This is a genomic window from uncultured Porphyromonas sp. (assembly GCF_947254915.1).
In the GTDB taxonomy this organism is placed as follows: domain Bacteria; phylum Bacteroidota; class Bacteroidia; order Bacteroidales; family Porphyromonadaceae; genus Porphyromonas.
Map to the genome: position 1 here is coordinate 1 of NZ_CAMYEZ010000020.1, position 20,716 is coordinate 20,716.

At 53.5% G+C, this 20,716-nt stretch carries 16 protein-coding genes; 9 read left to right on the forward strand and 7 right to left on the reverse strand.

Annotated features, from left to right (window positions below; translation table 11 throughout):
• Window positions 1–187: 187 nt before the first annotated feature.
• From Q0X57_RS02430 to pepE, 5 genes are all read right to left on the reverse strand, one after another.
• Window positions 188–1,204, reverse strand: a complete 1,017-nt coding sequence (locus tag Q0X57_RS02430) for an endonuclease/exonuclease/phosphatase family protein (RefSeq protein ID WP_297727117.1) — start codon at window positions 1,202–1,204, stop codon at window positions 188–190.
• A 120-nt stretch (window positions 1,205–1,324) separates the two neighbouring features.
• A complete protein-coding gene (locus tag Q0X57_RS02435; protein WP_297727120.1) occupies window positions 1,325–3,367 on the reverse strand; it encodes a M13 family metallopeptidase in 2,043 nt (680 codons plus the stop codon).
• Between the two features lie 49 nt (window positions 3,368–3,416).
• Window positions 3,417–4,322: a sugar phosphate nucleotidyltransferase gene (locus Q0X57_RS02440; protein ID WP_297727123.1), complete on the reverse strand. Its 906-nt coding sequence runs from the start codon at window positions 4,320–4,322 to the stop codon at window positions 3,417–3,419.
• Between the two features lie 64 nt (window positions 4,323–4,386).
• Window positions 4,387–4,866 carry an S-ribosylhomocysteine lyase gene (locus tag Q0X57_RS02445; RefSeq protein WP_297727126.1) on the reverse strand — a complete coding sequence of 160 codons (480 nt, stop codon included), beginning with the start codon at window positions 4,864–4,866 and terminating at the stop codon, window positions 4,387–4,389.
• 18 nt (window positions 4,867–4,884) lie between these two features.
• Window positions 4,885–5,607, reverse strand: a complete 723-nt coding sequence (gene pepE, locus Q0X57_RS02450) for a dipeptidase PepE (RefSeq protein ID WP_297727128.1) — start codon at window positions 5,605–5,607, stop codon at window positions 4,885–4,887.
• Between the two features lie 504 nt (window positions 5,608–6,111).
• Between pepE and Q0X57_RS02455 the strand changes: the two genes are divergently transcribed.
• The 9 genes from Q0X57_RS02455 to Q0X57_RS02495 all read left to right on the forward strand — a co-directional run bounded on the left by Q0X57_RS02455 (window position 6,112) and on the right by Q0X57_RS02495 (window position 17,581).
• Window positions 6,112–6,291, forward strand: a complete 180-nt coding sequence (locus Q0X57_RS02455) for a hypothetical protein (RefSeq protein ID WP_007365336.1) — start codon at window positions 6,112–6,114, stop codon at window positions 6,289–6,291.
• A 145-nt stretch (window positions 6,292–6,436) separates the two neighbouring features.
• Window positions 6,437–6,901: a single-stranded DNA-binding protein gene (locus Q0X57_RS02460; RefSeq protein WP_297727131.1), complete on the forward strand. Its 465-nt coding sequence runs from the start codon at window positions 6,437–6,439 to the stop codon at window positions 6,899–6,901.
• A complete protein-coding gene (gene gldE, locus Q0X57_RS02465; RefSeq protein WP_297727134.1) occupies window positions 6,894–8,252 on the forward strand; it encodes a hemolysin family protein in 1,359 nt (452 codons plus the stop codon). The genes Q0X57_RS02460 and gldE overlap by 8 nt, the downstream gene beginning before the upstream one ends.
• Window positions 8,249–8,899, forward strand: coding sequence for a 4'-phosphopantetheinyl transferase superfamily protein (locus Q0X57_RS02470; RefSeq protein ID WP_297727137.1), 651 nt, complete (start codon window positions 8,249–8,251; stop codon window positions 8,897–8,899). The genes gldE and Q0X57_RS02470 overlap by 4 nt, the downstream gene beginning before the upstream one ends.
• Before the next feature lie 98 nt (window positions 8,900–8,997).
• Window positions 8,998–10,476 carry a cysteine--tRNA ligase gene (cysS, locus tag Q0X57_RS02475; RefSeq protein WP_297727139.1) on the forward strand — a complete coding sequence of 493 codons (1,479 nt, stop codon included), beginning with the start codon at window positions 8,998–9,000 and terminating at the stop codon, window positions 10,474–10,476.
• A gap of 26 nt (window positions 10,477–10,502) precedes the next feature.
• Window positions 10,503–11,468, forward strand: a complete 966-nt coding sequence (locus tag Q0X57_RS02480) for a glycosyltransferase (protein WP_297727141.1) — start codon at window positions 10,503–10,505, stop codon at window positions 11,466–11,468.
• Window positions 11,469–11,496: 28 nt separating this feature from the next.
• Window positions 11,497–13,977 (forward strand): YfhO family protein, encoded by a 2,481-nt coding sequence (locus Q0X57_RS02485; protein ID WP_297727144.1) that lies wholly within the window; start codon window positions 11,497–11,499, stop codon window positions 13,975–13,977.
• A gap of 24 nt (window positions 13,978–14,001) precedes the next feature.
• Window positions 14,002–15,690, forward strand: a complete 1,689-nt coding sequence (locus Q0X57_RS02490) for a tetratricopeptide repeat protein (protein ID WP_297727147.1) — start codon at window positions 14,002–14,004, stop codon at window positions 15,688–15,690.
• A gap of 214 nt (window positions 15,691–15,904) precedes the next feature.
• Window positions 15,905–17,581, forward strand: coding sequence for a tetratricopeptide repeat protein (locus Q0X57_RS02495; protein WP_297727149.1), 1,677 nt, complete (start codon window positions 15,905–15,907; stop codon window positions 17,579–17,581).
• A gap of 219 nt (window positions 17,582–17,800) precedes the next feature.
• Here the strand turns inward: Q0X57_RS02495 and hemW are convergent, their stop codons facing one another.
• The gene (gene hemW / locus Q0X57_RS02500) at window positions 17,801–18,916 is read right to left on the reverse strand and encodes a radical SAM family heme chaperone HemW (protein ID WP_297727153.1); all 1,116 of its coding nucleotides are present in this window, start codon (window positions 18,914–18,916) and stop codon (window positions 17,801–17,803) included.
• A gap of 6 nt (window positions 18,917–18,922) precedes the next feature.
• Window positions 18,923–20,515 (reverse strand): family 10 glycosylhydrolase, encoded by a 1,593-nt coding sequence (locus Q0X57_RS02505; RefSeq protein ID WP_297727156.1) that lies wholly within the window; start codon window positions 20,513–20,515, stop codon window positions 18,923–18,925.
• Window positions 20,516–20,716: the final 201 nt, after the last annotated feature.

Here is a 20,716-nt window from a genome sequence, read left to right on the forward strand (position 1 = left end):
AACTTCGGAAGAATGAAATGAAAGTTCGGAAGAATGAAATGAAAGTTCGGAAGATTTTGTTTGTTCCTCACTGGATAATCCACAATCTCCACGGAGGAATTGTCCGATTTACTCACCACAGACGCAGGTGAACTCACTCTACCTGCTGCGTCAACCCTGACAGTCGCCAAAGAGCAACTGTAAGACGTCAGTAGAGGAGCGTGCCAACGAGCGGGAGATGGTCGCTGGGACCAGCGAGGTAAGTGTCGCCACCGTACGTTCGTCGAGGACGCCCCCACGGAGCTGGCGTCTCGTACATATACTGATGAGGGGGTAGCGCTATGCGTACCGTCTCTAACTCAATGTGTGGATAGTGACTCTCGGGAAGTAGCGAACGGGAGACGAAAAGCCGATCAATGCGCTCCCAGTAGCCTCGGTAATAGTAGCTCCCTGGAGGCATCGTCTTTAGTTGCTCATCGGTGAATGGTGGCGTGAGATCTACCATCGCTAGCGAATCAACCTGAGACTGGTATGATTGGTAAGGCAACGCCCAACAGTCGGTCAAGCCGTCCTCTGGGGTAGCGTTGAAGTCGCCCAAGACGATGATGCTTTGCGCTGGATCAGCGGTTAGCAGACTGTCGGTACGCATACGGAGCATCTTGATCAAAGCGACACGCGCCTCCTCTGCCGTAGCACCTCCTCTGCGTGAGGGGAGGTGGCAGACAATGAGCGAGAGACGAGCTGCGGAGGGTAGACGACCTGAGACGAAGAGCAGATTGCGTGTCAGGTAGACACTGTCGGGGAGGATTCGCAAAGGCCACTCCTCGGTCTGCTCTAGAGCAAAGCGGTCCGCATCATAGAGCAAGGCCACGTGAGAGCCACGGCGATCAGAGCCTGTAGCACAGATAGTCTTGTAGTTAGCACTGCTCAGGAGCGTGTGTTGGGCCAGTTGCTCCAGCGCCTCTACGCTCTCGACCTCTTGTAGTGCTATGAGAGCGGGTATGTCCCAAGCGGTCACATGAGAGATCACCTCGGCTAGCTGACGACACTTGTGCTTCATACGTGGTGCCGTCCACCCTTTGCGAGCCGTGGGGAGGTACTCACGATCATCCCAGCGGGTGCTGGGGATGGTGTCAAAGAGGTTCTCCACATTGTATGAGACGAAGGTAAACCTCTGCTGAGCTACTAAGTGAAGGGTACCACAGAGCAGCAGGAAGAGCAGCATTAGCCAACGCAAGCGTACAACTACAGAACAGGTCATTTCAGATAAAAAAGGAAGCGACGCTCCCATAGAGTCTAATTAGTCTCTATGAGAGCGTCGCTATACGTTGATAGGGTCTCTAGATTACCAGACCACGACACGCTCCTCGGGAGCGATGTACATAGGGTCTCCTGGCTGGACGTTGAATGCCTCATAGAAGGCATCAATGTTCTTCAGCGCCTGGTTGACACGGTTGATACCCAAGCTGTGTGGGTCAATCTTGGTCAGACGTACCTCCTCCTCAGGGGTGATGTTTTGCCCCCATACACGAGCATACCCGATGAAGAAGCGCTGTGCTGGCGTGAAGCCGTCAATCTTGTCAACTTTCTTGCCCTGGAGCTGCTTCTGCAATGCTAGGTAAGAGACGAGAAGACCGCCTTGGTCAGCGATATTCTCACCGAGCGTCAGATGACCATCGGCATTGAGGTGGTCATTGATCTTGATCTTGCTAAACTGCTGTGCGAGGCGCTCCGTAGAGGTCTTGAAGTTCTTCTTGTCAGCCTCAGTCCACCAGTTGTGCATATTGCCCACAGCATCAAACTCGCTACCCTGATCGTCAAATCCGTGCGTCATCTCATGACCGATGACCACACCGATAGCGCCATAGTTGACAGCGTCATCAGCATTGATATTGAAGAATGGAGGCTGTAGTATACCAGCGGGGAAGCAAATCTCATTCGTTGAGGGCATATAGTACGCATTGACGTCCTGAGGATTCATAAGCCACCGAGAACGATCTACGGGCTGTCCTAGCTCAGACATATTGAAGTCATGCTCAAATTGGATGGCACTGCGGAGATTGTCCACAAAGCTCTTGTCCTCTGAGATGTTGAGCTTGGAGTAGTCCTTCCACTTGTCAGGATAGCCAATCTTAACGGTGAAGTTAGAGAGCTTCTCAATAGCCTTCTGCTTCGTATCACTAGACATCCACTCAAGCTGAGAGATGCGATCCTTGAGGGCAGCCTGGAGATTGCTAATCATCGTCTCCATACGCTCCTTAGCCTCTGCGGGGAAGTACTTCTTGACATAGACCTCACCAAGTGCCTCGCCGAGGGTACCGTTGAGGAGGTTGACTGCACGACGCCAGCGTGGGTGCATCTCCTTGACACCAGATAGCTTGGTGGAGTAGAAGTCAAAGTTAGCCTGAACAAAGTCGTCAGAGAGGTAGGTCGCATAGCCGTCAATGGTCTGCGCTAGGAGATAATCCTTGAGCGCCTGTAGGTCTACCGTGGGGAACCACTTGCTAAAGGCCTTGAAGAAGTCTAGCTGACCAGCGTTCCACGACTCTAGAGTCTGCAGGTTGCGACCCTTGATGTAACGAGCCCAATCAAAGCCAGGGTTGTCAGCGACAAACTTCTTGACCTGAACCTTGTTGAAGTTGCGAGCTACATCACGAAGCTCCGTCTGTGAGTAGCACATATCAGCAAGGACGTTACTGACAGCGATGTTGTTCTTCGCAATACGCTGAGCCTCCTCGGCAGAGTAACCAGCTAGCTGAGCGATGCGCTCGATGTACTGATTGTAAGCCTTGATGATCTCCGCATTCTTTGGGTCTGTGTAGTACTCCTTATTGCCTAGAGCTAGGCTTGTCTGATTGAGGTTGAAGATATTCATATCGCTATTCTCAGCATCTGCCATAACGTAGGTGCCGAAGAGCGTACCATTTCCCTTATTGTCCTGCTGAGCAGCAAAGTCAATGAGTGCCTCCTTAGAATTGATTGCCTCAATAGACTTTAGCTCGTCAAGGATTGGCTGAGCGCCTAGCTCGTTGCGCTTGACACTGTCGATAGCCTGCTTGTAGAGTACAGAGACACGGTATTCATTCGTACCAGCCTTGTAGCTACCCTGCGCTAACTCATCAACGATACCGTGAATCTGCTCTAGAGAGCGATCACGTAGCACGTCAAAGGTGCCGAAGCGACTGTAAGCTGGCTTGAGCGGATTAGCCTTAATCCAGCCTCCATTGACATAATGGTAGAAGTCATCCTGTGGACGCACGAGCGTGTCCATATCAGCTAGATTGATAGCTGGGATGATCTCCTCGTTGGTCTCCTGCTTCTTACTACAAGAGGAGAGCGTGATAGAAGCTGCACATAGAGCAGCCACTAGTAGTTTGCGATTGTTCATATTTGATTGTTCGATTTCAAAATGATTCATAGGTTAAGAGAGAGTCTACTTAAAGAAGTGGTGAGGGGTACTCTCCAGCCTCGGTTAGCTTGGCAAGATGCTCTATGACCATCTCACGGTCGGAGGCATAGGTCGCACCAAACCAGCGGGCATCGGTGCTTAAGACCTGCACCTGCGCCAGTCCCTGACGGATCAGTGTGTCAACGACTGTCGGGATAAAGAACTCTGACGTAGGCTCGCTGCCGTGCTCTCTGAGAAAATCTGCGAAGAGTCTCTCCGAGTGCTCTAGGTAGTCGGGCGTAAAGCCCCAAAGATTCATTGATACGAGTGTGCCACGTGCTATGGAGAGCTTCTTGCCGTCGTGCATGCTGACTATCTCGTGGCTCTCGTTTTCGTGGATGTTCTTGTGCTCGGTGATGTGCATAAGGTAGCCCTCGGGCGAAGCCTTGCACACGCCACGACTCACACTCCCCTCAGCGGTGAGCGTGCTCTCAATGTCGTAAGCGACCATACAATAAGCACCTCGGCTGTCTGAGGGCAACTGAGAGAGGTAATCGCTCATAGTCTGAAAGGCTTCACGACCGTAGAAGTCGTCTGCATTGATCACTGCAAAGGGACCTTCAATCTCGGGTGCCGCCATCATCAGGGCGTGGTTAGTACCCCACGGCTTGGTGCGCTCGGCAGGAGCCGTAAAGCCTGCGGGCAGTGAGTCTATCTCTTGGTAGACGACAGCCGTGTTGATGGCCTTCTGATACTTCTGTAGCACCTGCTCTTTAAATTGCTCCGCAAAGGCGTGGCGTATGACAAAGACCACCTTGCCAAAGCCAGCTCGGATCGCATCAAAGACGGAGTAGTCCATAATACTCTCGCCCGCAGGTCCCAGTTTGTCTAGCTGCTTGAGTCCGCCATAGCGACTACCCATACCAGCAGCCATAATGACTAGTGTAGGTTTCATTCGATCGTTCGTTGTTAAGTGTGTAGCGGGGACACTCTATGAGAAGAGTACCACCCCGCTTCTGCTATTGAGGGTAGTGCGTGTTCGTATCGTCTAGATGCTCTAGCACCTCCCCTAGATAGCGCTTAGACTCATCACGTGCCAGCTCTAGGTTGTGCAACTTGTAGTTGCCACAGTCACGAGGAGCCACACCAGGCACAGCTCCCTCGTAGTGTGCCACAAAGGCAAAGGCACGACGGAGCAGATCTGCTATATCTAGCGGATTAAGGTCACCTACTATAATAAGGTAGTTACCCGTCAAGCAACCCATCGGTCCCCAGTAGATAATACGACTCCCCCACTCGGGGTCATTGCGCAGATAGGTCGCCACGAGATGCTCTATCGTATGCAGAGCGCTCAGGTCAAGCACAGGCTCACGATTTGGCGCCTTCATACGTATGTCAAAGGTGGTCACCACCTGATCACCCACGAGGTCACGACGAGAGACATAGACACCACGCTTGAGACGCTCGTGATCTATGGTAAAGCTTGGGATATCCTTCATTACTTCAGGTTACGTAAGTTACTTTTTCTCGCTGTATGCGAGGACTCCAGGCTCTATCTCTAGCGGATTGTCGTAGAAGGTGGGATAGTTAAAGAGCCTAGCCGTACGCTCACCCCACAGCGTGATCTTGTCACCCGTGATATGGAGCATGCTACCCTCTCGCAGGCCGAGTACGTCGCAGTTAGGATTGTACTTGACAAACTCACGGATACGCTGCTCACGCGTCTCTCCACCATGACCCTCAGGATGCGCATCCAGGTAGTGCGGATTGATCTGGAAGGAGATAAGCCCCAGCGCCTGCGTCGTATCGGGGTTGCAGATAGGCATATCGTTTGTCGTCATAATCGTCGGGCAGGCGAGGTTTGACCCAGCGCTCCAGCCCACATAGGGGATGCCATCCTCGAGGACACGCTCACGGATCAGCTTCATAGCGCCCATATCTTGTAGTTGCTTGAGAAGTGCCCATGTATTGCCACCGCCCACCATAATAGCCTGAGCCGAGGCGATCGCCTGTAGAGGCTTATCACAAGTGTGCAGACCCGTGACATTGACGCCAACGCCACCCAGCGCATTATTGACCTTAGCTACATACTCATCCCAGCTATAGGTGATAGCTGCATAAGGGACGAATAGTACATCCTGAGCCACTGGACCTAGGAAGCGACCAATCTCCTCAGCAGCATAGCCTAGATAAGGCTGCCCCTGAGATGCAGAGTTGGATATAAGTAAGAGTTTCTTCATATCTATACTAGAGTGATTCGGATAATCTAGTCGCAAAGGTACAAAATAGAAGCACACGACTCCACGCTTTTCACGCAAAAGTACCACAAAGCTCTCCATCCCTGCCACTTACAGCATTCACCTCTCCGAGCGCCCACGGAGGAAATCCCTAATAGCTCCTGAGAAAGCAAAAATTTCCCACGGAGACGGGAAATAAAACTTCGGAAGAATGAAATGAAACTTCGGAAGAATGAAATGAAAGTTCCGAAGAATTTTTCCATTCCTCCGTGGAGAATAGACAATCCCTACTGAGGCATTTTGCATTTCCTCCGATATGCCTATAACCCATCTCAAGGAGTCATTCAGCCGATGTAGCAAGATAATTGTGAGGATGGCGAAAGTCTCGGCGTGCGCTATCTCTTGATTTTGTATTACCTTTGTGGCACGAGGGTGCGTTGTCCCTATGAGAGGAAACAGCTCCACCCTCCTTTGTCAAGTATCACCTTAGATAGTAATCATAAGTATATGAAAGGTTTCAACCCTATAGGTAGTTTGGTAGTCCTCGTCGGGGCGCTCATACTCATCGTCCCCGCTCTGATGGACAAGGGTGGGAATATGTTCAATCTGATCGGTTGTATCGTGATGATTGCTGGATTCCTCCTACACATCTTCCTCAATAAGCGCATCACAACTATCAAGGAGTAGCCTGGCCCAAGTGCTCTCTGAGGCACTGGACTAACCTTGTATCTAGCCCCTTGGCTATCCGTTGAGGGCTTGCCTTGCCCATACGTAAGACAAGTCCCTTTCGTTCGTATATAAGGTCACCCCTAGCAACTTACTCACCAGCTCTATGTACTACAACAAGGCGATTCTGATAGGCTTCGTAGGTGCAGACCCCAGCGTACACTATTCGCGTCGGGGCACCTGTCAAGCATCGCTACGCTTAGCAACCTCTGTGCCAGGCTATACGAAGCGTGATGGTACGCAGATACCAGATCGTACAGAGTGGCACACGGTGGTGATCTTTGGGACGCTGGCACAGTTTGTTGAGCGCTGGGTGCGCAAGGGGTCGCACCTCCTCGTGGAGGGCGAGATACGCTATAACAACTATACAGATCGACAGGGGCAGACCCATGCACGTACAGAGATATGGGCGGACAAGGTCACCTTTGTGGATCGTCCTAAGCAGAGCAGTGGACAGGAGAGTGCATCGCCTCGTCCTGCTACCGAGCAATCAGTATCACCGTCTGACCCTAGTGACGCAACGAGCGTGGGTGACAACGGTATAAGTTACAAGAGTAGGAGCAATGGGTGATGCCTTCTTATTAAGCCTTTTCGGAGGAATCGTGTACAGCAATCCTATCGTTTGGATGGATGCTATACCGCTTCTGATCATCCTCTTCCTACTGCTTTGCTCCGCTTTCATGTCGAGCAATGAGGTGGCCTTCTTCTCTCTCACCCCGAAAGAGGTACAGCAGATCAAAGATCAGGAGCACCCCAACGACCCACGACTACTCCAACTCCTATCGCACTCGGAGCAACTACTGGCGACCATCCTGATCGGCAATAATGCGGTCAACGTGGGGATCACAATCCTCTGTGCGTGGTTTGTGGGCGAGCATTGGGACTTCTCGGCAAATCTCGTTGCAGGCTTTATCATCCAGACGGTTCTCATCACTTTTCTACTCCTACTATTTGGCGAAATCATCCCTAAGATCTACGCTCAGCGCCACCCACTCTCCTTCATTCGACTGACGGCTCCAGCCGTGTCTGGACTTTACAAGGGTATCGCTTGGTGCTCCAAGGGCTTGATCAAGACCTCTAAGTTCTTAGGCTCTAAGGCTAGACGGGGACCTGAACTCTCTGTAGACGATCTCTCAGAGGCTGTCGCACTGACGACAAACGGCGATAACAAGGAGACGGAGATGATCCATGAGATTGTCAAGTTTTACCACAAGACGGCTGATGAGATCATGGTACCTCGCGTTGATATGATCGGTGTCAACTACCACTGGGCTTATCATCAGACGCTTAGCTTCGCTGTGGATACTGGCTACTCACGACTGCCCGTCTACGATGGGTCACAGGACAGTATCCGAGGAGTACTCTATGTGAAGGATCTCCTCCCTCATATGCACGAGGAGGACACCTTCCCGTGGCAAAAAATCATCCGACAAGCTTACTTCGTACCTGAGAATAAGAAGATCGATACCCTACTGGAGGAGCTACAGCAGGAACGTATCCATATGGCGATCGTGATTGATGAGTTCGGCGGGACCTCGGGACTAATCACGCTGGAGGACATCCTCGAGGAGATCGTCGGAGAGATCGTCGACGAGTACGATGATGAGGATCCGCCCTACGTACAGCTTGCCGAGGGGGTCTATCTGATTGATGGTGGTATGTCGCTCATAGATCTCTGCAAACTACTGGGTGTAGAGCCAGAGTACTTTGCTCCGCACTACGAGGAGGTTGATACGGTCGGAGGTTTATTCCTAGAGGTGCTACAGGAGATCCCTCAAGTGGGTCAGCAGATAACAATATCGGACATTGACTTCATCGTGACGCGCATGGAGCGCCACCGTATTATGCAGCTCAAGATGCGCCTGCATCCTAAGGAGCAGACTGACTCACAGACCGATAGTCAGACAGAGTCTCAGGCGTGAACTACTCTCAGCTACCCCTCCCACTAGGGGACATACTCTACATCGCTGAGCTACCAGCCAGCATCGCGCCCAGCCTACCTACTTACCGCTCACTAACGCAGCAGCTACTTGACGAGATCGCTCCTAGGGAGTCGGTCTGGCGACTGACGCATCTCCCCTCTGGCGCACCCCATCTTGTCTCGCCTGGCCACGACTACCATATCTCCATATCCCACAGCGGGGGCTACGTGGCTCTCATCCTTAGTGAGGGTGCGCACGGTGTCGGCGTCGATATTCAGGTGGCTAGTGATAAGTTGCGACAAGTCGCTCCAAGGTTTATGTCTCCGACAGAGCTGGCTTACTATCGCCATCTTACGACAAGCGAAGCGAACGAATGGCTCTACACCGTGTGGTGCCTCAAGGAAGCAGCCTACAAAGCTTACCCGCTACAGGTCAAGCGCCACCTAGCGACCAACTATACCGTCTCTCCGCCCGAAGCTTCTCTCTCTTGTGGCGTGAGGAGTGAGCCCTTCGCCCGCTACACCATCTATGCCGACGAGGTGGACGACCGCCCTACCCTTCTCACGGGCTATCTCCTTCGTAGCATCACTACTGCGCCCTACCACCTCACCTACGTTCAGGCTGGGGCGGGAGCTTTTGAAAGTTAAGCCCCACACCCGAGACACGGTATCTCTAAAATCCTTATCTTTGCGAAAGCATTGGTGTATCTGCACGGTGCTATGACCTTTGGACTATAAAAAGACCTATGAGCCAACTATACATCTACAACACGCTGGAGAGGGCTAAAGTGCCCTTTGAGCCAATTGCCCCGCCACATGTGGGACTCTACGTTTGCGGACCGACCGTTTACGGGGATCCGCATCTAGGGCATGCTCGCTCGGCGATTACGTTTGACATTCTCTTCCGCTACCTCAAGCACCTCGGTTACAAGGTGCGCTACGTACGCAATGTGACCGACGTGGGGCACCTGGAGCATGATGCAGATGATGGCGAGGACAAGATAGCTAAGAAGGCTAAGCTCGAGCAACTTGAGCCGATGGAGGTAGCTTACTACTACCTCAACCGCTACCACGATAGTCTACGCCTGCTCAATGTGTTGCCTCCTTCTATTGAGCCACTTGCCTCGGGGCATATCATTGAGCAGATTCAGCTAGTACAGCAGATCCTCGATGCGGGCTACGCCTATGTGAGCGAGGGCAGCGTCTACTTTGATGTGCTTAAGTACCACGCAGACCACCCCTACGGCATCCTAAGCGGACGCAATGTGGAGGACATGATCTCTAACACACGCGAGCTGGACGGGCAGGACGAGAAGCATAATCCGCTGGACTTCGCCCTCTGGAAGAAGGCGCAGCCTAGCCACATTATGCGCTGGCCTTCACCTTGGAGTGAGGGTTTCCCTGGGTGGCACTGCGAGTGTACCGCCATGGGGCGCAAGTACTTGGGCGCTCGCTTTGACATCCATGGCGGTGGACTGGACTTGACCTTCCCGCATCACGAGTGCGAGATCGCACAGGCGGTTGCTTCGCAAGGAGAGCCTATGGTCAAGTACTGGATGCACAACAATATGATCACGGTGGATGGCAAGAAGATGGCGAAGAGTGCGGGCAACTTCATCACCCTGGAGGAGTTCTTCACGGGCAATCACCCAGCACTCGAACAAGCTTATGCGCCGATGACCATTCGCTTCTTCGTCTTGAGTGCACACTACCGTGGCACGGTGGACTTTAGCAATAGTGCTCTGCAAGCTGCGGAGAAGGGGTACCAACGCCTCATGGACGCTGACGCTAAGCTTCAGTCGCTCAAGCCATCGGCTACCTCAACGATCGAGAAGATTGATCTGGCGGAGCGTTGCAAGGAGGCAATGGATGACGATATCAATACGCCGATGGTGATTGCTGCGCTCTTTGATGCGGCTCGTCTCATTAACTCGATCCACGACGGACACGAGCAGATCACGAACGAGCAGCTGGAGGAGCTGCGCAATGCCTACGACCTCTACCTACACGACATACTCGGTATGCAGTCGGCTACGGAGGCTTCTGATCTGAGCGGTAGCCAGCAAGAGGCTTTCGCTGGAGCTGTTGATCTACTTCTAGACATTCGCTCCAAGGCTAAGGCAAGCAAGGACTGGGAGACCAGTGACCTGATACGAGACAAACTGACCGCTTTGGGCTTTGAAATCCAAGATACCAAGAGCGGTGCCGAGTGGAAGGTGTTGTAAGACGCTTTGACCCAAACTAGGTCCTAATGCTTTCGCTCATTATCCCTGTCTACAACCGCCCTGACGAGATTGAGGAGCTACTACACTCGCTCGCTCAGCAACAGACGCCCCCGTCCTACGAAGTCGTTATCGTGGAGGATGGGAGCTCTGTGCCTTGCGCTGCGGTTGTGGATCGCTATCGTGACCAAATGAGCATACACTATGAGGTGGTTCCCAACGGGGGACCATCCAAGGCGCGCAACATAGGGGTACGCCACGCTACGGGCGACTGGGTTATCATCCTCGACTCGGACGTGGTGCTACCGCCTGACTACCTATATAATGTATCTCAGGCGATCGTTGCGGACGAGTGCGATGCGTGGGGCGGGCCCGATGCGGCTCCTTCTCTGCAAGACGGCTCCTTCGGCATGTGGCAGAGGGCGATCAACTATGCGATGACCTCGCCTCTCACGACGGGCGGCATACGAGGCGGAAGCAAGCGACTGACGAAGCGGTTCTACCCACGCACCTTCAATTTGGGTTGTCTCAAGTCTCTTTTTGAATCTATGGGAGGCTTTGACGAGACGATGCGCTATGGCGAGGATATTGACTTTAGCATACGTCTCTACGAGGCGGGCAGTCGGGTCGCTCTCCTTCCCGAGGCGGTGCTCTATCACAAGCGTCGCGTGGACTTGCGTAAGTTTTACCGACAGGTGTGGCACTCTGGCACGGCTCGTGTGGAGCTCTCACGAAGACATCCTGGGTCAATGCGCCTGACCTACTTACTCCCCACGCTCTTTGTCGTGACAACGCTACTATTCACGCTACTTGCGGTGTGGTGCCCGTGGTTCTGGCTCTACCATATACTCTTTATTGTGACTATCTTTGCAGACGCATTCTGTCGCACGCACTCAGTGGCGGTCGCTTGGCGAGCTGTCGTAGCCTCTTTCGTCCAGCTCTCGGGCTATGGCATCGGCTACCTCAGCCAGCGGTTCAAACGGTGCAAAGCTTAATCCTCAAACTCTATCTCTGAGTTATCTTATGAAACAGATTCCTTGGCAACGCATATTGCTCATCTTCGGCTTTTTCTTGATTGTAGCGCTTGGTTACTTTACACCAGCGCACTTTGAGGGGCGGAAGCTCTTTCAGGCGGACGTGGCGGGTGTCTCGGGTAATGGCTCCGACGTGCAGGCTAGCAACGAGACCTCCTACTGGACCAACTCGCTCTTTGGCGGGATGCCAATGTATCAGATCAGTCCTTCCTATCCCTCGACCAAGCCTCTGCAATACCTGCAAGATGTACTAACGCTCCGCAAGCCACTGAGCATACTGGGGACCTATCCGTGGCTAATCTTTGCGCTTCTCGTAGGCTTCTACATCTTCATGCGCTCGCTCAAGGTCGATCCCCTGCCCTCCGTACTGGGAGCGGTGATGTGGGCCCTGTCAAGCTACTTCATCATCCTCATACATGCGGGACACATTTGGAAGTTGACCGCACTCTGCTTCGTGCCCCCCACGATCGCTGGACTCGTCTGGTGCTACCGTGGCGAGCGACTTTGGGGAGGTGCGCTCTTTGCCTTCTTTATGGCGCTGCAGCTCTTGGCAAACCATGTGCAGATGACTTACTACTTCGCACTCCTCATGGGCATCCTGGTCATCGCCTTCTTGGTGGAGGCGATTAGAGAGCGAAAGGTTGTGGGCTTCCTCAAGTCTACAGGTGTACTTATCCTCGCAGGGCTCCTCGCCATCGCAGTCAATGGGACCAACCTCTACCACACTTACCAGTATGCTCAGGAGACGATGCGTGGTGGCAGTGAGCTAACGATCGCTCCGCCACATGCTCCCGAACAAGCGGAAGCTGAGGTCAATAGTAAGGGACTCTCCAAAGAGTACATCACGCAGTGGAGCTACGGTATCGGTGAGACCTGGACGCTCCTCGTACCCAATACGAAGGGCGGTGCGACCGAGCCTCTAGCTAAGGGACATGCCAAGCAACTCGCCAAGGCTCCTTATCAGTCTCAGCAGCTTCTGGCGCGGGCAAATGCTTACTGGGGTGACCAACCCTTCACCTCGGGTCCCGTCTATGTGGGTGCCTTCGTCTGCATCCTCTTCATCATCGGCTGTGTCGTCGTCAAGGGTCCGATCAAGTGGGGACTACTCATCGCTACGATCCTCTCAATACTGCTCGCATGGGGCAAAAACTTCATGCCGCTGACCAATCTCTTCATCGATTGGATGCCAATGTACGACAAGTTCCGAGCGGTCTCCTCGATTCTAGTCATCGCAGAGCTAACGATCCCAACGCTAGCCGTACTGGCGCTCGTGCAGCTCATCAAGGAGCCTCAGCTCCTACGTAGCAAAAGCGTCTGGATAGCAGGCGTAGTACCCGTGTTGCTGTTGCTCCTCTTTGCCCTGCTACCAGATCTCTTCTTCAGCTTCTTCTCTCAGCAGGAGAAAGTTTCCTTAGCTGGGAATGCTACACAAGCCCCTCTGCAAGATCAGCTAAAGACGATACGTATGGACATCTTCCGAGCAGACATATGGCGCAGCTTGCTCTTTATCGTGCTGAGTGCAGTGCCCCTATGGCTCTTTGCCAAGGGCTATCTCAAGACTCAGTGGCTCTGCTGCATCCTCGTCGGACTGACACTCATAGACCTATGGCTGGTAGACAAGCGTTACCTAGCCGATGACAACTTCATCGCCCCACAACTGGTACAGCAACAGGCAGCTCCTAAGACGGAGGCTGACCGTACGATCCTTCAGGACAAGAGTCTCGGCTATCGTGTCTTCAACCAAACAGTCGATCCCTTCAACGACGCCACCACATCTCGCTGGCACCACAGCGTGGGAGGTTATCATGCTGCCAAGCTACAGCGCTATCAAGACCTGATCACCTACCAGCTCTCCACGGGCAATATGCAGGTCTACGATATGCTCAATACGAAGTACTTCATCGTCCCCAACCCTAAGACCAAAGCACCTATGGCGATGACCAATCCAGATGCCTTCGGAGCAGCGTGGTTTGTCGATAGCCTTCGTTGGGTCGCTAATGCTAATGAGGAGATGGAGGCACTCACCACGGCAGATCTACGACACGTCGGAGTCGTCGATCTCCGCTTTGGCGAAGAGCTACCGCAGCCACTCATGCTACCCGACAGCACCGCTCAGCGTAGCATCACCGTCACCAAGTACACCCCACGACAGGTGGTCTACAACGTATCGGCCGAGGCGCCCGGCATCGCCATCCTCTCAGACATCTACTACCCGCACGGCTGGCACGCCACCATAGATGGCAAAGAGATACCTATCGCACGGGCTAACTACGTGTTGCGAGCCGTCTCACTGCCCGCAGGCAAGTACCAGCTCACGCTCACCTTTGCGCCACGCTCCATAACCGTGACCGAGAGCATAGCCTTCACAGCTTTGGCCCTGATCCTCCTAGCGCTCATCGGCTCCATCGTGTGGCGCATCAGGTCTTTGGGAAAAGGCAAGAAAGCCTCCACAGACTCACAAACGAATTAATTACCTTTATATATAGATCAAACTATGACTTATAGAAACTTACTACAGATCACCACCGCCCTACTGCTAGCGGTCTTGGTCTCTTCGTGTGCTTGCAGACTCAAGCCTCTCGACGGCTCTGCTGCTCAGGTAGATCCCACGCCCCTGACACTCGTGGGTACGCAGATACCTGGACAGGTCCGTCTGACGATCCCAGCTAAGTGGTGCCACAAGCGTGCTATCGTCAATGTTACTCCCGAGCTACGTTACAACGGCACCAGCGTGACGGGACAGACCGTCACCATACAGGGTGAGAACGTACGTGACAACTACCAGACCATCTCTTACGAGCGTGGTGGTAGCGTCATCATACCCTTTGCCTTTGACTACAAGCCTGGCATGGAGCAGAGTGACCTCTACCTCACCTTTGCCGCTACAGTCAAGGGCAAGAAAGTCAACCTCCCCGCTGTCAAGGTAGCTCGTGGTACCATCATGACTGCCGACCTAGCCAGCATTAGCGATATCACGCCAGCTCTTGCTCGTGACGCATTCCAGAGAGTTATCAAGGAGCAGTACACAGCCGACCTCAAGTTCCTCATCAACCGTGCTGAGGTACGTGCAGCTGAGCTCAACAAGCGTGAGGTCAAGGACTGGCAAGATGTCGTTGACAACGCTTACCAGGTGCCTAATCAGGAGGTAGACATCGAGATCCAGGCCTACGCCTCTCCTGATGGAGCTCAGGACTTCAACGAGCGTCTCTCGGCACAGCGTGAGCGCAACACCTCTCGTGTCGTAGCGCGCCAGCTAGGCAAGAAGAAGATCGAGGTCAACGCCCACTACACCGCTGAGGACTGGGATGGATTCCAAAAGCTTCTAGAGGCAAGCAAGATACAAGACAAGGAGCTAGTCCTGCGCGTCCTCTCTATGTATCCCGATCCCGAGGATCGTGAGCGTGAGATACGCAACCTCTCGCACGTCTTCACACAGCTAGCCGACGAGATCCTCCCCGAGCTACGTCGCTCACGCCTCAATGCCAATGTACGCATCATCGGCAAGAGCGATGACGAGCTCAAGATGTTTATGGCACAGCGCCCAGGTCGCCTCACCATCGAGGAGATCCTCTACACCGCTACACTCTATGACAACGCTAAGGATCAGATGAATGCTTACCAGCAGGCTGTACAGCTCTATCCAAAGGACTACCGTGCTTACAACAACATCGGTACGCTCTACCTCGCTCAGGGCAACTACGAGCAGGCTGCAAGCTACTTCGCAAAGGCTCAGAAGATCCAGCCCAACGCGGCTTCTAATATGAACGAAGCACTCCTCGCTCTCGACCGTGGCAACCTAGCAGAGGCTCAGCGCCTCATGGGTAGTGCCGTAGAGGTACCCGAGGCTGGTCAGGGCATCGGTCTCCTACAGATGCACGAGGGCAAGTATGCAGACGCTATCCGCTCCTTTGGCAATACGCCATCGAACACGCTAGCCATCGCTCAGATCATGCAGGGTCAGTACGCAGATGCCACACGCACCCTCGCTGCTGTCGCACAGCCCAATGGCGAGACCGCTTACCTCAAGGCAGTCGTAGCAGCTCGTACCAACGATCTGCAGGCGCTCGTCAACAACCTTCGCGCAGCTATCGCACTGGATCGCAGCTACGCACAGCGTGCACAGCGTGACCTCGAGTTTGCAGCTTTCAGCCAGACACCCGAGTTCGTCGCTCTGGTCAAGTAAGACAACAGACGTGACGTAGCAGAGCGTCACCCCCAACACACGAGAGGAGCTATCCGCCTAGGCGGATGGCTCCTCTCTCGTTGAGACTGTTGGCTTTTGCAACAGGCTCATAGTGGTGAAATGTACGGTAGAGCTATCCTAGCTTCCAGGACTGATCCCCTTTCGGGAGAAATAGCTACATTTGTAGCAACAAACCAGCAACTCATTCAATACGATGAAACGAATCATAGCTCTACTGCTAAGCCTCCTCTGCTTAGCCACTACGTTGCCCGCTCAGGTGCAGGACACGATAGACCTCTCTACGCAAGACTTGCCCACCTTGGAGCGAACCTTTGACACATTCTCACCCGACCTCCAGGATACCCTAGGGATCATCATGTCTGAACCTGAGGATCAGGCAGCGTTCCTCGAGAACGTCCAGAAGGCACTCCAGAGCGAGCCTAACAATGGTGTCGCTTGGGCTTACGTCGCCACCATTTACCGTATGCAGGGCAAGTCGGAGCAAGCTCTAGAGGCTGCCACCAAGGCGATCACCCTCCTACAGGCGAAGCCTGCACGTAGAGCTATGGTCTACAGCCTACGCTCTGATATCTATACAGACCTCGAGGATGGTGTCAAGGCACTTATGGACCTGCACTCTGCTATCAAGGATGCTCCCGACACGCCTAATCTATACTTAAAGCGTGGGAATCTCTATGCCGCTATGGGGCAGTACGACCTCGCAGAGGTGGATATGCGTAAGATCGCTTCGCTCGATCCTAAGAACCCAATAGGCTATATTGGATTGGCTGTGATTGCGATGCAACAAGAGAGGCAGGAGGATGCCATACAGAACTTGAACGAAGCTATTAAGATTGCTCCTGACGAAGGCTTTCTCTACTATCTGAGAGCTAATGTATACATCAAACTAGAGCACTACAATGAGGCGATGGATGACATTATCTATACCATTGCAAACAGCCTTGCAGACGAAGACACCTATACCCTCCTCAATATCATCGCAGCTCAGGCGATGCCTACCCTCGAATCTAAGCTCAAGGCTCTGGAGTCCGTGAGCAAAACGGGAGAGTACCTCTTCCTTATCGGTTTGGCACATCAAAACATCGGAGACAACAAGGGTGCGCTGGAGTACTACCAGCAAGTCACAGAGCGACAAGAGCTAGACGATGTCGTAGCCAGCCACATAGCGACTGCCTATCAGGGGATAGGCGACTACAGCTCTGCCCTCAAGTATATCGATGAGGCTATCTCGCTAGACCCTACAGACTACACCTACATTTATACCAAAGCGCAGATGCTCTCAGAGGATGGCAATATCCGAAGAGCCCTCGCAGAGTCGAATAAATATGTCTCCCTCGTACCTGATGACGCTGATGGCTACTATCAGCGTGCTCAGATCAAGAGTAAGTCCCAGGACCTCCAGGGAGCCATCGATGACTACTCCAAGGCCATCGAGCTAAGCGACACTTACTTATGGGCTTACCTCAAGCGAGCTGACCGCTACACAGCACTGGGACGCAAGGACGCCGCCACGGCCGACTATCGCAAGGTGATCGAGATCCTACAGGAGCACGATGCGACAGACATAACTATGGCTTACGCTTACCAGTCTCTCGGTGAGCAGGAGCAAGCTCTCGCGACCATCGCTAAGTGTATCGAGGAGGCCCCCGACAATGCCGAGCTCTACTACAACATCTCAGGAGTCTATAGTCGAATGGGTAAGACGGAGCAAGCACTGAACAACCTACGCATCGCCCTCGAAAAGGGATACAAAGACCTCATCTACATTGAGGACGACACAGACCTCGCTGTCCTACGAGACAACCCTCAGTACAAAGCACTCATACAGCAGTACAAGGAGAAGCTCGGCTACAAGATGCGAGACGAGTAACCTGAAATTGACAACATGAGACTGTTGCAACAGTCAACAGTCTCACAATCTTGCTTGCAAGATTGTCCTGACTTTGCAGAAAGGATGAAGCGCAAGGCGCTGAGGGTGAGGTCTGAAGGGAGCATACCTCCGTATGTGACCGAAGCCGAATCCCGAAAGCAACACAGCGATTCGCCTTTATGCAACAGTCTCAACAGATATAGGTCCTCTGGCGTGGAGCTAGCAGAGGGCGGCGCAGATGCGGTCGCACCAGATTAGTCCATCGTGCGTCAGGCGCAGATGATCGTCGTCAGTGAGGGTGAGCAGTTCCTGATCAAGCCACGGTGTGGCGCGATCCATAATTGGTTCCGCTTGTAGCTCCGCCCGACGAAGGTCTATGCCACGACTGGTGCGTAGCCCCAGCATGACACACTCTTCGTATAGCTCGGTCAGTGAGAGCCACTCCTCATCGGCTATGGGAAGCGTGTCTTGTTGCAGACGCTCTATGTAGAGGTGTATGTCGGAGACATTCCACCAGCGATGCCCCGAGATGTAGCTATGAGCGCTAGGTCCTAGCCCCAGATAAGGAGTGCCAGCCCAGTAGGCGCTGTTGTGCTGGGAGGCAAAGCCTGGGAGCGCCCAGTTGGACAATTCATAATGCGTAAAGCCAGCCTTCTGACAGGCTGCGACCAGCGCATAGTATTGCGCCACGTAGGTCTCTTCGCTCGAGGGGATCACCTCTCTGCGCTCCCGCATACGATCCAAACGTGTGCCACGCTCGTAAGTCAAGCCATAAGCGGAGAGATGTGTCACGGGCAGTGACAGCGCATGCGTCAAGCTTTCGGACCAGTCCCGCTCATACCCCTCGGGCAGTGCGAAGATCAGATCGATGCTCACATTGTTAATGCCCGCCTGTCGTATATAGTTGACAGCCCGCTCGGCTTGTGCAGCAGAGTGGCGACGATGTAAGAAGCGTAGCGTCTCATCGCTCCAGCTTTGCACCCCCAGGCTGATGCGGTTGAAGCCTAGCTGCACCACCCCATTGACCCATTCAGGCGACACGTCCTCGGGATTCGCCTCAATGGTTATCTCGGTCGTTTTATCCAGTCGCCAGAGCGAGCGGATCTGCTGCATCAGTCGCTCTAGGAGTGGAAGCGGGAGACTACTAGGCGTTCCCCCGCCGAAGTAAATGGTGCGAGGAGCCGTAGCCCACAGAGCTCGGTCGTGGTATAACTCTAGCTCACGGCAGAGCGCCTCCACAAAGGAGTTCTGTAGCGACAAGTCGCTCTGCGAGTAAAAGTCACAATAGACGCACCGTGTAGGGCAAAATGGGATATGCAGGTAGAGCCCCCACATAGTTTATTACTTTAGCTCATCTGAGTTGTAGTAAAGCGCCCCCGCTGAGAGCTGGCCCGTATGTCCGCTAAAGGTGGCGGGCTCTACAAAGAACTCAACCAAGACATCTTTCGGTAGGAAGTCACGAGAGATGACAGCCGAGCGTCCTGCGAGGTTTTGCCCCAGCAGCACGAGAGGACAGTCCAGGTGCGAGCCGTAGAGACGATAGTATAGATTGAAAGTGTGACCCGTCGGCTCCTTGAGGTCATAGCCCCAAGTGATGGTCAGTTGATCTCCGTCATCCACGATTTCCTCAACGCTTGCCTTGCCAAAGGGGATACGAGGCGCTGCGCCAAAGGCGGGACGCAGCGTAGGCAGGAGGAGCTGATCCTGTCTCTCGGCAGGTAGCTGGTTGTACATCTGCAAGAGCTGCTCAGCACGGTAGTAGCTCACCCCTGAGAGATTGTACTTCTCCAGCGTGTCAAGCTGATTGTAAATGTCTTGTAGCTTCCAGCGCGAGTTGTCATAAAGGCGGTAGACGCCAAGCCCCGCCACGATCGGTCCGTGGGGTGCGATGCGCTTAGCCCAGTCCGCTATGTAGTGGTTGAAGTGCCCATCCTTGTAGTAGATCATCGGCACGATGAAGTCCACGATACCACGCTGAAACCATACGAGCGGATCTTGCGACACATCGTCCTTGCAAAAGTAACCTCCAGGAGCCGGCTTAGGCAGTTGCTGATACTTGCCAATGCAAGCCGTAGAGAGCGCCACCTCTGGTGCTACCTCTTGTAGCGTACGGTGGAGCGTGTCGATCATCGCCGTCACATTTGCCTCGCGCCATGCCATACGAGGCAGTCGCTCGGGATTCATGCGCTGATAGCTCTTGAGGTCGTTAAACTTACTGGGACCATCGGGATAGCGGATGTAGTCTAGGTGCACACCATCCACATCGTAGCGAGTCACTAGGTCACGTACCAGCTGAGCCATATGCGTACGCACAGCAGGCTGAGCGGGATCCATAAACCAAGCGTTGCCCTGTCGGAGACACATCTCAGAATGCGCTGCGTAAAATCCCTTACCCTGCTTAGCCAGCGCCCGCACATGATCATTGGTCCCTAGCGGATAGGAGACCATCCAGGCGTGCACGCTCATACCACGGTGGTGGCACGCATCGATGGCGTACTGAAGCGGGTCATAGCCTTCAGGTAGCACCCCCGTCTTGCTGATCGTCGTGGAGAGAGGCTCGAGGGTACTCGGATAGAGCAGATCGCCACGCATACGTACCTGTAGGAAAACCGTATTGATCCCCGCACGCACGCAGTCATCAAGCATCTTGTCAAGCGACTCCTGCTGTCGCACCATACCAGCATGCGTATCAGCCGTCATCTTGGGCCAGTCCAGTCCCCAGATCGTCGTAAGCCACACAGCGCGCATCTCCGCCTTGGGATGCTGTGGCGCAGGATAGGCTATTTCACTTATAGTACAGTCAGGGAGCTCAATATGCGGTCGCCGTGTCGTAGAGTGGCGTGTACCGCACTGGCTAAAGAGGAAAAGCGTCAGCAACAGCAGTACAGACTGGCGTAGTGTAGATAAAAGGGAGGATCTAAGTCTCTGGGGCATCGCTCTTGTGAATTGATAGATACCGCAAAGATACGAAATCACAGCGTGAAGCGTGCAGTCTCGGCTAGCCCGATGAGATGAATAGTTCCATATCTCCCGAGGAAATCGGAAATCTCCAAGGAGCAAACGAAAATTCTTCACCGAGGCGGGAAATAAAACTTCGGAAGAATGAAATGAAACTTCGGAAGAATGAAATGAAAG

Coding starts and splice junctions, on each gene's coding strand:
- Q0X57_RS02430 (WP_297727117.1), bottom strand. CDS start 1,204: ATGCTGCTCTTCCTGCTGCTCTGTGGTACCCTTCACTTAGTAGCTCAG.
- Q0X57_RS02435 (WP_297727120.1), bottom strand. CDS start 3,367: ATGAACAATCGCAAACTACTAGTGGCTGCTCTATGTGCAGCTTCTATC.
- Q0X57_RS02440 (WP_297727123.1), bottom strand. CDS start 4,322: ATGAAACCTACACTAGTCATTATGGCTGCTGGTATGGGTAGTCGCTAT.
- Q0X57_RS02445 (WP_297727126.1), bottom strand. CDS start 4,866: ATGAAGGATATCCCAAGCTTTACCATAGATCACGAGCGTCTCAAGCGT.
- pepE (WP_297727128.1), bottom strand. CDS start 5,607: ATGAAGAAACTCTTACTTATATCCAACTCTGCATCTCAGGGGCAGCCT.
- Q0X57_RS02455 (WP_007365336.1), top strand. CDS start 6,112: ATGAAAGGTTTCAACCCTATAGGTAGTTTGGTAGTCCTCGTCGGGGCG.
- Q0X57_RS02460 (WP_297727131.1), top strand. CDS start 6,437: ATGTACTACAACAAGGCGATTCTGATAGGCTTCGTAGGTGCAGACCCC.
- gldE (WP_297727134.1), top strand. CDS start 6,894: ATGGGTGATGCCTTCTTATTAAGCCTTTTCGGAGGAATCGTGTACAGC.
- cysS (WP_297727139.1), top strand. CDS start 8,998: ATGAGCCAACTATACATCTACAACACGCTGGAGAGGGCTAAAGTGCCC.
- Q0X57_RS02480 (WP_297727141.1), top strand. CDS start 10,503: ATGCTTTCGCTCATTATCCCTGTCTACAACCGCCCTGACGAGATTGAG.
- Q0X57_RS02485 (WP_297727144.1), top strand. CDS start 11,497: ATGAAACAGATTCCTTGGCAACGCATATTGCTCATCTTCGGCTTTTTC.
- Q0X57_RS02490 (WP_297727147.1), top strand. CDS start 14,002: ATGACTTATAGAAACTTACTACAGATCACCACCGCCCTACTGCTAGCG.
- Q0X57_RS02495 (WP_297727149.1), top strand. CDS start 15,905: ATGAAACGAATCATAGCTCTACTGCTAAGCCTCCTCTGCTTAGCCACT.
- hemW (WP_297727153.1), bottom strand. CDS start 18,916: ATGTGGGGGCTCTACCTGCATATCCCATTTTGCCCTACACGGTGCGTC.
- Q0X57_RS02505 (WP_297727156.1), bottom strand. CDS start 20,515: ATGCCCCAGAGACTTAGATCCTCCCTTTTATCTACACTACGCCAGTCT.